Origin of the sequence: Novosphingobium malaysiense, from assembly GCF_000802225.1 — a bacterium.
GTDB classification, from domain to species: domain Bacteria; phylum Pseudomonadota; class Alphaproteobacteria; order Sphingomonadales; family Sphingomonadaceae; genus Novosphingobium; species Novosphingobium malaysiense.
In genome coordinates this window covers 58,287-71,431 of record NZ_JTDI01000011.1, presented here as the reverse complement: position 1 = coordinate 71,431, position 13,145 = coordinate 58,287, and the positions used below count along the sequence as shown (strand labels likewise).

11 protein-coding genes are annotated in these 13,145 nt (G+C 59.3%); 5 read left to right on the top strand and 6 right to left on the bottom strand.

All coding sequences use genetic code 11. The features are described 5' to 3' along the window. The first annotated feature begins 32 nt into the window (after window positions 1-32). Window positions 33-350 carry a hypothetical protein gene (locus LK12_RS23005; protein WP_052223751.1) on the top strand — a complete coding sequence of 106 codons (318 nt, stop codon included), beginning with the start codon at window positions 33-35 and terminating at the stop codon, window positions 348-350. Between the two features lie 72 nt (window positions 351-422). On the opposite strand, the gene LK12_RS23000 is transcribed toward LK12_RS23005, so the two are convergent. Continuing rightward, window positions 423-1,265 (bottom strand): phytanoyl-CoA dioxygenase family protein, encoded by an 843-nt coding sequence (locus LK12_RS23000; RefSeq protein WP_039290404.1) that lies wholly within the window; start codon window positions 1,263-1,265, stop codon window positions 423-425. Between the two features lie 174 nt (window positions 1,266-1,439). On the opposite strand from LK12_RS23000, the gene LK12_RS24800 reads away from it, so the two are divergent. Continuing rightward, window positions 1,440-2,345, top strand: coding sequence for a LysR family transcriptional regulator (locus tag LK12_RS24800; protein WP_039290402.1), 906 nt, complete (start codon window positions 1,440-1,442; stop codon window positions 2,343-2,345). A 100-nt stretch (window positions 2,346-2,445) separates the two neighbouring features. On the opposite strand, the gene LK12_RS22990 is transcribed toward LK12_RS24800, so the two are convergent. Continuing rightward, window positions 2,446-3,672, bottom strand: coding sequence for a TetR/AcrR family transcriptional regulator (locus LK12_RS22990; RefSeq protein WP_039290398.1), 1,227 nt, complete (start codon window positions 3,670-3,672; stop codon window positions 2,446-2,448). Window positions 3,673-3,842: 170 nt separating this feature from the next. Between LK12_RS22990 and LK12_RS22985 the strand changes: the two genes are divergently transcribed. Next, window positions 3,843-6,377 carry a TonB-dependent receptor gene (locus LK12_RS22985; protein WP_039290395.1) on the top strand — a complete coding sequence of 845 codons (2,535 nt, stop codon included), beginning with the start codon at window positions 3,843-3,845 and terminating at the stop codon, window positions 6,375-6,377. A gap of 17 nt (window positions 6,378-6,394) precedes the next feature. Beyond that, the gene (locus LK12_RS22980; RefSeq protein ID WP_039290392.1) at window positions 6,395-7,447 is read left to right on the top strand and encodes a tyrosine-protein phosphatase; all 1,053 of its coding nucleotides are present in this window, start codon (window positions 6,395-6,397) and stop codon (window positions 7,445-7,447) included. A gap of 115 nt (window positions 7,448-7,562) precedes the next feature. Here LK12_RS22980 and LK12_RS22975 read toward each other — a convergent pair whose 3' ends face one another. After that, window positions 7,563-9,098, bottom strand: coding sequence for a class I adenylate-forming enzyme family protein (locus tag LK12_RS22975; RefSeq protein WP_039290389.1), 1,536 nt, complete (start codon window positions 9,096-9,098; stop codon window positions 7,563-7,565). 117 nt (window positions 9,099-9,215) lie between these two features. Beyond that, entirely contained in the window at window positions 9,216-9,521 is a 306-nt protein-coding gene (locus tag LK12_RS22970; protein WP_039290543.1) for a cupin domain-containing protein, read from the bottom strand. A 266-nt stretch (window positions 9,522-9,787) separates the two neighbouring features. On the opposite strand from LK12_RS22970, the gene LK12_RS22965 reads away from it, so the two are divergent. Beyond that, window positions 9,788-10,633, top strand: coding sequence for an SDR family NAD(P)-dependent oxidoreductase (locus LK12_RS22965; RefSeq protein ID WP_197063646.1), 846 nt, complete (start codon window positions 9,788-9,790; stop codon window positions 10,631-10,633). 56 nt (window positions 10,634-10,689) lie between these two features. Here LK12_RS22965 and LK12_RS22960 read toward each other — a convergent pair whose 3' ends face one another. Together LK12_RS22960 and LK12_RS22955 are read right to left on the bottom strand one after the other, a co-directional pair. Continuing rightward, on the bottom strand, window positions 10,690-12,168 hold the full coding sequence (locus tag LK12_RS22960; RefSeq protein ID WP_197063645.1) for an aldehyde dehydrogenase: 1,479 nt from the start codon (window positions 12,166-12,168) through the stop codon (window positions 10,690-10,692). A 41-nt stretch (window positions 12,169-12,209) separates the two neighbouring features. Further along, window positions 12,210-13,145, bottom strand: coding sequence for an SMP-30/gluconolactonase/LRE family protein (locus LK12_RS22955; protein WP_039290384.1), 936 nt, complete (start codon window positions 13,143-13,145; stop codon window positions 12,210-12,212).

The following is a 13,145-nucleotide window of genomic DNA, read 5'->3' as shown; positions in this document are numbered from 1 at the left end:
GCCTGTGGAGTTCGCATTCCAGGAGTGAGATAGTGAAGAAATATGTTCTCGTTGCTACAAGCAGTGCCGTTGCGGGCCGGGAAGAAGAGTACAACACGTGGTACGATGACGTGCACGTCAAGGATGTGTTGGCTATCCCGGGCGTGAAGTCATGCCGACGGTTTAGCGCCAGCCCGGCTCCAGGGATGGAGTTGCCTGGACAGTTTTTGGCAATTTATGAAATCGAAGCAGAAGACGGTGGCGCCGTGATCGCGGAACTGGGACGGCGTGCGAAGTCCGGTGAAATGCAAATGACGGATTCGATCGACAGGACTGCTTCGCACCTAGGGTTGTGGGAAGAGCAGGCCTGATCACCTGCTTTGCCGAGCCGGCCAAGCGGGCAGAGTGTCCGGCTTGACTGGCAGCGCATATGTCGTGTGGGTTCAGGCCTGCTGTACCTTGCGATCCCACAACCATTCGCGTGGGCTCATGTTGTTGACGTTGCTGTAGCCCCCGCGGTATTTTTCAAGACCGATGAGCTGCTGCAATTGCGGAGAGAAGCTGCGCATCTTTTCGTGCGAAAGCGCATAGGCAAAGTTATCGAGTTGCCGGACCCAGCCTCGGCAGAATGGCGAGATGATGCTCGGGCGGGCCTTGTCTGTCGTATTGGCACCGCCGCCATGGACAAGGCGGCTATCGAACAGGATCACCGAGCCCTTGGGGGCTTCCGCGACAACCGGTTCCCATTCCGTGCCATAGCCACGAATATGCATGGCTGGCAGGTTCGAAACATTGGAGGCTTCGGCCATCTCGTAAGAAACCTTATCAGCCGGCCACAGGTGGCTGCCAGGAACGACCCGCGTCGCCCCGTTTTCCGTGGTGAAGTCTGTCAGGGTCAGTACACTGTTGACCGTAATGGGGAAGTCGAGCCGGATATCGTCATACCACCAGCTGTCGGTGTGGAGCATCTGCGCTTTTTCACCGGGCAGGATTTCCGAGCTGTCTATACCTGACAGAAGGCACTCGCGGTCCATGTAGGACTGGATGACCGGCAGGTATCCTTCGTGCACGGGAATGTCCTGAAAAAGATTGTCGTACTGCAACAGATTCATGATCCGCACCGTATTGCGGCCGGAAAAATCGTTTTCCGAAATTCGAATCGAATAGTCATGCTGTATGCGGTGCAGGGCTTCTGTCGCGCGATCGCAAAACTCGTCTGAAAATAGCCCCTCGATGATGACGTAGCCGTCCCGGCGGAGGGCTTCCACATTCAGTTCGATCGACATTCCCATCCTCCCGCAGCGCTTCATGCGCGGTATTCGATTGCCTTGCGGCCACGTCGTCCCGGCCGGATACATCGCTTTTACACTTTCTCTTTGCACCTCGATGGATTGCGTAACAATTGCTAATGGCGCAGGCATTGTTATCAAATTTGATACTAATATCTGGAAGATGGCGTCGTGATCGAATTCGTGGCTTTGCAGCATTTCGTCGCCGTCGCGCAGGAATGCAGTTTCACGCGCGCGGCGGAGCGCGTGCATACCAGCCGGCCGGCATTGACCCGTTCAATCAAGCGGCTGGAGTCGCAAGTGGGTGCGCAGTTGTTCGAGCGCACGACGCGGTCCGTTGTTCTGACTCCAGCGGGAACGGAATTTTTCCGGGAGGCGCTGGTTTCGCTGGAGCGCATTGCCGTCGCCGCGGAGAGGGCGCGCAGAATCCAAGACGGTGATCAGGCCCGGATCCGAATTGGCATCTGTGCTACCGCCGAATCTGAAACGCAGACGATAGTCGACGGGTATCAGGCCTATCGGCGGCTACGCCCCGAATGCGATGTGCAGTTGAGCGCCGTGCCTCGCATCGCGCAGGGTCAGGCATTACGTTCCGGAGAAATCGATGCTGGCATTATGTTGCTCAACCGCGCCGACTGTCATGGCCTGTCCTGGCGCAGCCTGCACCGGGGAGAGCTCATGGTGCTGGTGCCGAAGGCTTGGGACATGCCGCAAGGAGCAATTCATCTCAGTTTGCTGAGCGGCCGGCCCTGGCTGATGGCGGATCCCCGCCGCATGCCTGACTTGCACCAATTGCAGCTTGCCCTTTGCCGCAATGCCGGTTTCGAACCGGATATCGTCGGATATCCGCAGGATCCGGTAACCGGCAGGATCATGGTGGCCTGCGAGATGGGGGCCATTTTCATCAATGGCCTGCGAGAGTTTCATACACCGGAGACCACCCGTCTGGTCGCGCTGGAGGGGCTTTCTCAAAACCTGGTTTCGGAAACCGTCATCGCGTGGGCCGAAGGCGACGAAACGGAACAGTTGCGTGACCTAGCCGATTGTATGGAGAATGCCGCACGGAGGAGGCCCTGAACGGATGTCCTTTCAGCGGATCCTTCAAAGGTCTCCACTTTCCGTTTCGAGGTGATGGGCGTTCGACCGTCCTGCGCCAACGGCCGCTTTGATGGTCTGCCTATCCTTGTACGGCAGCAGCATTTGCATTGAGTACGCAAGCTTCCACCAAGTTCAATTCAGCGCGAATGCGCTGCTCCATATTCTCGCTGGAAATGACTGCATAACTCCGCGTCTGTGACGACCCGAAGCTGGAGAACAGGGCTGCCTCCAGATGACCGATCTGGCGCCGCCCTCCGACGATAGTTTCAAGAGCGGCCTTTGAACCTCGCCCACGCAAGTAACGCAGCTGCGCGCCGAATTGCTTTAAGGAGTGATCTCTGGCGACGGCAAGAATGAGCTCTTCGACGCCCAGTTTCCCGACTGTCCGGCTAATGCTGCAGGCAACCAGATCAAGCACCGAAGCATCACCGTGCGGCAAAGCTCTTGTTTCGTCGAGCGTTGAAGGTGGCTCGCTATGCAAAAGATAAACGGCTTCGAACGCGACAGATAGCAATGCCGATTTGGTCGGAAACTTGTGCAAGACGACGCCGTGGGTCAGGCCAGACGCACTTGCGACCGCGCGATGCGTCAAGCCCGCGACTCCATGACGCTCCAGGACTGTTGCGGCCGCTTTCATGATAGCAGTCGCGGCCTCGTCGCGCTGGGGCATTTCAGGCATGGAACATGCAGCCTGTGTTCGCGCGGCATCGCGCCAAGGTGACGGCGGAATTGCCGCGCCTGTTACCCAGGCTGTCAGCCCTTTAGCGAATTCATCGAGTCCTGCCCGGTCCACTAACCTTTCCCAATGCATCATATGGAGCAGGCTTTCGCTCTCGAATACTCTCTCAAGAATGATCCTCTGGTCGCCGAGGCCGAATTTTCCGGCAGAAGTGCGCCAAAACGTTGTCCAAAGAGAGGCCCATTGCTGGTCTGTTGTCCGGCAAAATCCACTTCTTGCGGCGAGCAACTGGCCCTCGCGCCATGCAAAGGCGAGCTGCCGTTGATTGTATGACCAATCGTCGACAGTCGCGGCGAAGAAGCCTGCAAACGCAGAAAGGTCGTCAGGAAGCATCGATAGTTGACGCAGGATATCGTCGGCCCAAGCGCTGGCGCCAGCTAGAGCCGCTTCCTGTGCCCTAACAACCAACTGTTCCATTGATCCGAAATGATGGTAAATTGAGGAAGCAGGTGTATTGGCTGCGAGGCTGATTTTCCGGGCCGACATGCTGGCGCTTCCCTCTGCTTCCCAGAGCTCCAATACAGCTTGGATAAGTCGATCTGACGAAGGAATAGTCAATAATTTCAATTTTATAAACCCTAGTTTATATGCTCTCCGTAGAGAGTGGTCTAGCAGATCGACTTTGAAGTTACGAGAAAATTGGCGCTATCCAATGTCATTAATTGGACGTAAATGCGTCACGGATTGTACAACCAAACGTTCTAGTGGGTGCCCCGCAACACAGGGGAATCGTTTCAATGACGCCTATTTCATCCACGTTCATGCGTTCGTCGGCCTTGGTTGGGGCCACGGCTGCTTTCATGAGTTTCGGGTCTGCAGCATTCGCCGCTGATGCCGCTGATGCCGCTGATGACGCTGCTGACGATGGGAATGCCATCGTCGTCACCGGCACTATCCTCGCCTCGCAGCAGGCCTCGGTCGAGGCCAAGCGCAAGGCCGACAACCTCACCGACATCGCCGCCGCAGACTCCGTCGGCCGTTTTCCGGACCAGAACGCTGCAGCCGCACTCGCGCGCCTTCCCGCCGTCGCGGTCCAGCGCGACCAGGGGCAGGAGCGCTACATTCAGGTGCGCGGCGCACCCAACCGCTGGACCTCGGTCAGCATCGACGGCATCCCGATGGTCGGTGTGGACGAAGGCGGCGACACCCGCGCCTATCGCTTCGACGCAATTCCCGCCGTGATCCTGTCGGAAATGGTCATCAACAAGTCCCTGACCTCCAACCTGCAGGCCGATGCGGTCGTCGCCACGATCGACCTCAAGACCTATTCGCCGATGCAGAAGAAGGGTCTGCACGTCTCGGGCGACCTCGGCTACGGCAAGATGGATCTCGGCGGCGGCGAGCAGCGGCAGGGTTCGCTGCGCCTTTCGTGGTCGAACGACACCTTCGGTTTCGTACTGGGCGGCTCGCACTACCGCCGCAAGCAGCTCACCGACAACCGCGAGGCGTCCTACGCCGACGACGGCACGCCGACCAATTTCAGCATCCGCCAGTACCGGCTGGAACGCTGGAACAACGGCCTGTTCGGCGGCGTCGAATACGAACCGGAAGCCGGCAAGCGCATCTATGCCAAGGCGATCTTCTCCGAATTCAACGACAACGAACAGCGCAACCAGTACGACTTCACCATCAAGGGTGACACCGTCGCGGCCATGCGCGGCAGCTTCAACTTCGGCGAATACCGCAACCGCAACTACATCGGCACGATCGGAGGCGACTATGCCACCGACGATGGCCTGACGGCATCGGTAAAACTGAACTACACCCGCACCGAAAACACCAGCTACCTGCCGCTGGTGATGGCCGCCAGCACCGGGCTGCCCGACATGTCCTACGACATCAGCAACCCTAACTTCCCGGTCTTCACGGTGAACAGCGGCACGTTCAGCCAGACCTCACTGTCGATCCCCGGCACGATCCTGATCCCGGCCAAGCAAAAGACGGTTTCGGACAGCTACACCGCCAAGCTCGATGTCTCCAAGGAAATGGGCAACGTCACGCTGTCTGCCGGCGGCCTCTATGCCGACCGCGACATCACCGGCAACAATTTCTCGTTCTCGAATTTCGTGTACCTTGGCGCCTATGCCGCAGCAATTGGCCAGCCGTTCAACGTGAACAGCTATGTCACTGACAAGGCATGGGATTCGGATTACCCGCTCGGCCTGACCTTCAACTACATCGACAACGTGGGCATGCGCCGCGATGTCGACAATCTGCTGTCGGCGCTGGAAGGCTACGGCCTCTACAATCCGGACAAGGATGTTCCCGCCACCGACCTCTATTTCCAGAAGGAAAAGACGCTGGCCGGCTATGTCATGGCCAAGGTGGAAAGCGGCCCGCTAACCGCGATCGGCGGCCTGCGCGTCGAAAACTACGTGCTCGACAATGCCGGTTCGGTCTACGACGGCGCGTCTTACATCCCGCTGTCGATGCATTCGAGCCGCACCGACCTCTTCCCCAGCCTGAACATCCGCTACGAGGCGACGGACAATCTCGTCCTGCGCCTTGCCGACCAGCGCGGCGTATCGCGTCCGGCCTACGGCGCCATGCGCGTCGGCGCTTCTATCAATGACACCACCAGCCCCGGCACCATCAGCGGCGGCAACCCGTTCCTGAAGCCCGAATACACCTGGGGCACCGATGCCAGCATCGAATACTACCTGCCCGGCAACGGCATGATCTCGGTTGCGGGCTTCTACCGCTGGGTCGACAACGTGCTTTACCAAAGCCAGCAGACCGTCAATTCGGACTTCTACGATTTCGGCGGGGTCGACCGTTCGGGCTACCGGCTGTCGGGCATGTTCAACGGCGAGAGCGGCAAGCTCTACGGCGTGGAATTCAACGTGCTGAAGCAGTTCGACTTTCTGCCCGGCGCGCTGTCCGGCTTCGGCTTCCAGGGCAACCTGACGCTGCTTGACGGCAGCTTCGACACACCGGCCCAGAAGAACATTGCTTTCCAGGGCATGTCCAAGACGATCACCAATGCCTCGCTCTTCTACGAAAAGTACGGCGTTTCGGCCCGCGTCAGCTATCAGTGGCGTTCGCACTGGCTTGATACACTGGGCGGCCTCGGCAGCGGCGAATACCGTAAGGGTTACGGCAATCTCGACGTCTCGCTGCGCTATTCCGTGAACGAGAACCTGACGCTCTTCGCCGATCTCGCCAACCTCACCAACGAAACCTACATCGCCTACGAAGGCACGACCGCAACGCCGACCGAAGTCGAGCGGATCGGCTCGCGCTACATGTTCGGCGTGCGCTTCACCTACTGACCGGAAGAAACGGACCCATGCACTTTCTCAAGCGCCCGACTGCTCTCCTCACCCTGGCCGTTCTGGTGTCGTCTCCCGCGTTTGCGCGGGAGATGGCGACCGTTACGCGTTTGGATAGCAAGACTGTCGAACTCGACCGGGGTGATACCGCGCCGGTCTCGGTCTGGATCAGCGCCGACACGCAGATCGACGACGGTGACCAGCGCGTCATGGCCACGAGCAAGGACCGGAAGCTCAAGCTGGATATTCCGTCTGACAAGCGCCGCTATGTCATCCTTCTTGGCGAAGACGGCCACATAACCGTCGTTGCAGAGCGGGCGCTGCCGCTCCAACAGGGCAGCAACTTCCGCGACGTGGGCGGCTACGTCACCAGGGATGGCAAGACCGTGCGCTGGGACAAGGCCTTCCGCTCGGGCGCCTTTCCGATGCTGACCGATGCCGACTATGCCCTGATCGGCCAGCTTCATATCGGCAGTGTCGTGGACTTGCGCTCGATCGAGGAGCGCGAAGTCGCACCCGATCTGGTCGATGACCGGACTGGCGCGATGTTCATCGCTAACGACTATTCGGCCAAGGCCATGATGGCAGGCTTCGGCAAGGGCGATGGCGAGAACATGTACTCCGGCATGGAAAAGATGCTGGTGCCGCAGCTGCGATCTCTGTTCCGCCTCCTCATTGCCGATGATGGGGCGGTGATCTACCACTGCTCTGCCGGACAGGACCGGACGGGCGTCACGACGGCGCTGCTTTATGATGTTCTCGGCGTGGACCGCGAGACGATCCTGAAGGACTATCACCTTTCGACCGAACTGCGCCGCCCGCAGTGGGAAATGCCCAAAGTCGATCCCAAGGATTATCCGAATAATCCGATCGTTCAGATCTACATGGCGGCCAGCAAGAACGGGGAAATGAAGGCCAATCCGCTCTATACCCCGAGCGGTGCCTCCTATCTGGCGCAGTTCTTCACGTACCTCGACCAGACCTACGGCGGATCGGAAGGCTACCTGAAGCAAGCCCTCGGCATGACCGATGCCGACATCGCGAAGCTGCGCGAGGTCATGCTGCGATAAACACAGGTGCCGTGCTCTGCCGTCGCCGGTTCAAATCTGCTCTGGTGACTTGTCCGGGGGAAGCAAATGCTCAACCGTTTCGCTCTCACCCGGGCAAGGCAGACTTATCCGTTGTTCAACATCGCAGGCGCTGGATCATCATTCTTTCGATTTCGCGCCTGGCGACCTTGTTGGTGGCCAGCATCGGCACTTCCTCGCGCGCCAACGTCACGTAAGCGCTGGGGACCTTGAAGCTTGAAAGCCGCGCACGCAGCACGCGCTCGATGTCATCGAAATCCAGACTGGCCTGATCTCTGGGCACGACGGCGGCGACGACGAGCTGTCCGCGTTCGGCATCGGGGATGCCAACGACATATGCGGAATGCACATTTTCGAGACGCTGCATTTCCATTTCCACTTCGGCCGGAGAAACATTGGCATCGGCTGACTTGATCATGTCGCCATTGCGGCCGAGAAAATGAATCCGTTTGCCTTCACGCACTGCCATGTCACCGGTGCGGTAGAAGCCGTCTGGCTCAAAATATGAGTTGCGGTCCTCTTTGTGCAATCCAGGCGTCAAGGCATAACCGCGGACCTGGATTTCACCAGGTTCCCCTTCGGCGGCCTCACGGCCGTCAACCCAGAGACGTAGTTCATACCCAGGGGCGATATGATCAAGCGGGGAAGTCAAGGGATACCCCGGCACACGGACCTCGTAGCTGTACGCGTAAGGACCGAAAGTCTCCGTCATCCCGATTGACCAGCTGATCTCGTCGGGAGCGGGCTTGTAAATGTCATCTTCGGCCAGCACGCTGCCCATCGCACGCCGGCTGTCGGTAATGCCCCGCTCGGTGCAAAGCGACGTGACGCCACGCTCGAGGTTCGGAAGAGCCATGAAGCCCAGTCCTCCAATCCAGAACATCGGCTGCATCACATGGCGCTCCATGCCCGGTTCCAGTTTGAGTGCGCCGGCAAGAAAGTGGAGCCGGCTGAGCATGGGGCCATGATTGTGCGGGACGCCCTTCGGCAAGGCCATCGATCCCGATGTGTAGATCTCGATTGCCTGGTCAGCCGGGTGGACGTTTGCTTCGATGGCCAGCAGCAGTTCTTCTCCGACGGTGTTGGCCGCATCGCGAAGAAATGCCAGATCCCGGATCCCGGCAGGCAGTTCCCAGCAGCCGGTGCAGACTATCCAGCGCAGGAAAGGCACTTGCGGCAGCCGCAGTTCAGGATCTGTCACGGATTGCAGTGCCGGAAGCGCAGTCAGAACGCGTTCCACAAGGTCGTGCCCCAGCAAGGATGGCTGAATGATCAAGCCGCCCACGTCGGACCGCCGCAGGACCCTGACCAGTTCGTCGGCCTTGATCAACGTGCTTACCGGTATGGCAATGGCGCCGATCCGGCAGATGGCGCTGAAGATCGTAAGGAATTCGGGTGTGTTTCCGGCAATGAAGCCGATACGCGATCCCTTGCCTGCGCCGCGCGCGATAAGCCCGCGGGCAAGTGTCGCACTCTGCCGTTCCAGTTCCCTGAAGCTGATGCTTGCGTCCGGCACTGTTTCGCCTTTGAAAATCAGCGCTGACTGGTCTCCATACTTGTCTCCGGCAGACCGTATCAGCTGAGGGAAAGTGGTCGCATCGGTCGGACAGGCGTGATCGCGAACTTCGGTCATCTCTGCCTTTCAATCTTGCTGTCACGGTGCATGGGGCACGTTTGAAATGGGCGAAGGTACTCTTCGGATATATCGCGCGCAGCCTGCCTTACACGCGCTCCCGTCCCAGCTGCCGTTCTACCGACGGGAATCTGCCGCGCGCTGCATGGCGTCCATGACCATCTGGAGCGCATGGGCAGGATTGAATTCCAGAACCTTGCTCGCTTCCTCGTAGATCAGCACATGGCCCGCCGGAATGTAGTAGGCTTCACCAGCAGTGACGACTTCATCTGGCCAGTCTGTGCCCGGGAAATGTGCTCGCATCGTGCCTTCAAAAACGAAACCGTAGTGCGGGCACGGGCAAACGCCTCCGGGCAGACCGCCGTCGATGTAGTTCCGGGAGCAATCGAGTGGACCATCGAGTGTGGTCAGTGCAACTTCCATGTCTCCCCAGTGCACGCAGCGGTAGTGTGCGCCAACTGTGGGCCAGCGAGGTGCTGCATCCGGGATCTGTTCCAGCTTGCAGTGCGGCATATCCATCTCCCTTCATAGCTGCCCATGTAACCGGATTATCTCGCAACAGCCTGCTGTTCAGTTGCAGCGAATTGCAGGTGCCGGGTCGCGAGGGCAGGATACATTCATCTTTTCAAATGTCGTTATAGAAATTGATTTCAAAATATGATTCATGGATGCCTGAAGGGCGCCTCTCGGTGCTGCTGCGCCGATCGCGCGAAATTTGTGCATCGTTGCCTGAAAACACGAGGAGGTTGGGAATGGATTTCGACGGCTGCAAGGTGATTGTTACGGGTGGTTCAAGCGGTATTGGCTTGGCGGTTGTGGACTTGTTCGTCGAGCGCGGGGCGAAGGTGGTTTCAGTTGGTCGAAGCCAGGAAAAGCTGGCGGCACAGGCGGATCGGCTGGGCGCCCCGTTGATCACGCATGCCTGCGATGTTGGCGTGCAGGAAGAGGCAGAAGCCATGCTGGAACAGTCAGTTGCCCGCCTTGGCGGGCTGGACATCCTGATCAACAATGCGGGCGTCGGGGGCGTGCTCAAACGTGTTGGCGAGCTCGATCCCGCGGATTGGCGTGCGACGATGGCGGTGAATTGCGATTCCGTATTCTGGATCAGCCGCCTGGCTTTGCCGCACCTGATCGAGAGCAAGGGGTGCATCGTCAACACTGCTTCGCTGGCCGGAATGGCGGCTAACCATTCGTTCACGACATACAACGTTTCCAAGCACGCGCTGATCGCGCTCACCCAGTGCATGGCGCTCGACTATGCAGCCGATGGTGTGAGGGTCAACTGCATCAGCCCGGGCTATGTCGCCACCGACCTGAACCGTCTGGCGCCTCCCCAGCTTGGCGAGGCGTTCATCGAAAGGACGCCGATGGGAAGGGCCGCTGATCCCGGAGAAATTGCCGAGGCCATTCTGTTTCTTGCGAGCAGCAAGGCTTCTTACATCAGCGGTCACAACCTCGTCGTCGATGGCGCGATGATGGCGAGTGCGGGGCTGCCCAACGTTCCCAAGATCATTGCCGGTCTCATGAAAGGCTGAGCGGCTATTTCGGAGCCGTGGGGATGCCCCCACGGTCTCTGCCTTGAACGCGAAGATCAGCCGCTTTCTGGCAGGAAGGGTACGCTTACCCGCGATCCGTGATTGAGATAGATCGACTTCGGCTTCAGGAAGTTGAAGATGTTGCGCTGCCCGTTTTCACTGCCGAGGCCGCTTTCCTTGTAGCCCGTCGATGGCATCGTCGAACTCAGGATGCGATAGGTATTGATCCAGACGGTTCCGGCTTCGATGGCTTTGATCATCCGAAAGGCGCGGGCCATGTCGAGCGTCCAGACGCCGGCAGCCAGGCCATAATTCGTGTCGTTGGCGATCCGGACGGCGTCGGCTTCGTCCTCGAATGGAATAACCGACAGGACCGGCCCGAAGATTTCCTCGCGCGCGATTGTCATGTCGTTGTGAACGTTGATGAGTATAGTGGGCTCGATGAATTGCAGGCCGTTTGCCGCAGCCTTTCCGCCCATCGCGGCTTCGGCGCCTTCGGTTTGCGCCTGTTCAAGCATGCTCACGATCCTGTGAAACTGGGGGGCGGTGGAAATCGGGCCGATCTGGGTCGAGGCGGATCGCGGATCGCCTAGCTGCACGTCACGCGTGGCTTCGACGAGCCGAGCGACGAAGCGATCGTGAATATTGCGCTGCACCAGCAGCCGCGAGCCGGAAATGCAGGACTGGCCGCTGGATGTGAAAATACCGAGGATGGCTCCCTTTATCGCAGCGTCCAGGTCGCAATCGTCGAACACCACGTTAGGCGATTTGCCGCCGAGTTCGAGAACGACCCTCTTGAAAGAAGACGCCGCCATTGTGTTGATGCGGCGCCCCGTTTCCGTGCCTCCGGTGAACTGGATCTTCGCGACGGCGGGATGCGTGACCAAGGCTTCACCCGTTTCCGGACCCGTGCCCGTCACGACATTGACCACACCGGGCGGGAAGCCAGCCTCTTCGAACAGACGGGCAAATGCCAGCGTCGAGGCGGATGTGAATTCCGACGGCTTAACAACGACCGTGCAGCCAGCGGCCAGAGCGTTTGCGATCTTGTTGGCCGCTATGAGCAACGGGGAATTCCACGGGGCGATGACCGCGACCACACCGATCGGTTCGTACTGCGCGTAGGCGAGGGTGCCCGGAAATTCTGCAGGAGCCACGATGCCTTCGATCTTGTCTGCGAGTCCCGCGAAATAGTTGAACGTCTTGACAAGGGCCATCACTTCGCCGCGCGTCGAGGAGAGCAGCTTGCCGTTGTCGCTGGTTTCCATGTCTGCCAGCATTTCGGCATGGGGAGGGATCAGGTCCGCCAGTTTGCGCATGAGCGCCGCACGTGCGCTCGGCGCGATTTCGCGCCAAGCAGGGGCCTTGAGGGCACGCGCAGCCGCGTCAACGGCCGCTTCGACATCGGCCGCGCCAGCGCGGGGGATTGTTGCCCAGACTTCTCCTGTGAATGGATCCATGCTGTCGAGGCGGCGCCCGTCGGCCGCTTCGGTCCATGCTCCGTTGATGAGCATCTTGAAGTGTTGCACGTTCATGGTGATGGTCCTTGTTCGCCTGTGTGCTGGCAATCGGGCGGTCAGCGTTGATGGGCCAGCGGCATGCCGGGGACGGAGCTGCGCAGTTTTATGACGTAATCCATTCCAAGCCCGCCGATGTAGACGTCGCACAGGTCCGGCCCCCCAAAAGTGACGTTGGCCGGGCGCCTGAGAATTTTTCCTTCAGGGTCCGACGCCAGCGTCCGCAACTCTCCTGATGGGGTGATCGCGACAATCTTGTTCGAGGAGTACAGGGCGACCCACAAGTTGCCTTCCTGATCGAAAGCGCACCCGTCCGGGCAATCTACATCCAGCCCGTCAGCGCGTGCGCCCGGTGCTGCGATGTTACCGACCAAAGGACCGTATTGTTCTCCCGCGCCAAGCTGGCCTCCGGGCAGCACCGGGTACCGGATCACATTGGAATCGAAGGATTGGCAGCAGAAGAGAAATTGTTCGTCCTGGGACATTGCCAGCCCGTTCGCAAAGCCCAGACCCTCGGCGACGACGGAACTGGTACCATCAGTGCGAAGCACGAAGATGAAGCCGTCGTGAGGCCTTGTCTCGGCCAGGCCGGCAAAATTCGCCCTGGCGGTCGAGTTCGAGCACCAGATGTTTCCTGCGCTATCGGCCATGGGATAGTTGCAACTGGTGAGGGGTCTGCCTTCGACTTCGCTTAGCAGGATTTCGCGCAATCCCGTTTCCGGATTCAGCTTTTCCAACGCGCCCGGCACACCATGGTGAGCGCCAAGGTTAGCTATCAGGATGTTTCCGGCAAGGTCCATGCTTATGCCGTTGCAACACCCGGGGCGCGGCGTTTCACAAATCCGTAGAAGCGATCCATCTTGCAGGATTTCGCAGGCGCCAAATTCCGGATCGGTGGCAAAGGTCCGTCCGTCGCGGGAAAACGCAACGTCCTCCGGCCGTGTCAGCCCCTTGCCCCAGCGCTGCATATCTGCGGTGTCGAATGGCTTCAGCAT

What these genes read in the sequence shown, in the direction of transcription:
- LK12_RS22960 (WP_197063645.1), bottom strand. Translation starts at nt 12,168, where the DNA reads ATGAACGTGCAACACTTCAAGATGCTCATCAACGGAGCATGGACCGAA.
- LK12_RS22975 (WP_039290389.1), bottom strand. Translation starts at nt 9,098, where the DNA reads ATGACCGAAGTTCGCGATCACGCCTGTCCGACCGATGCGACCACTTTC.
- LK12_RS22955 (WP_039290384.1), bottom strand. Translation starts at nt 13,145, where the DNA reads ATGCTGAAGCCATTCGACACCGCAGATATGCAGCGCTGGGGCAAGGGG.
- LK12_RS22985 (WP_039290395.1), top strand. Translation starts at nt 3,843, where the DNA reads ATGACGCCTATTTCATCCACGTTCATGCGTTCGTCGGCCTTGGTTGGG.
- LK12_RS22970 (WP_039290543.1), bottom strand. Translation starts at nt 9,521, where the DNA reads ATGGAAGTTGCACTGACCACACTCGATGGTCCACTCGATTGCTCCCGG.
- LK12_RS23000 (WP_039290404.1), bottom strand. Translation starts at nt 1,265, where the DNA reads ATGTCGATCGAACTGAATGTGGAAGCCCTCCGCCGGGACGGCTACGTC.
- LK12_RS22980 (WP_039290392.1), top strand. Translation starts at nt 6,395, where the DNA reads ATGCACTTTCTCAAGCGCCCGACTGCTCTCCTCACCCTGGCCGTTCTG.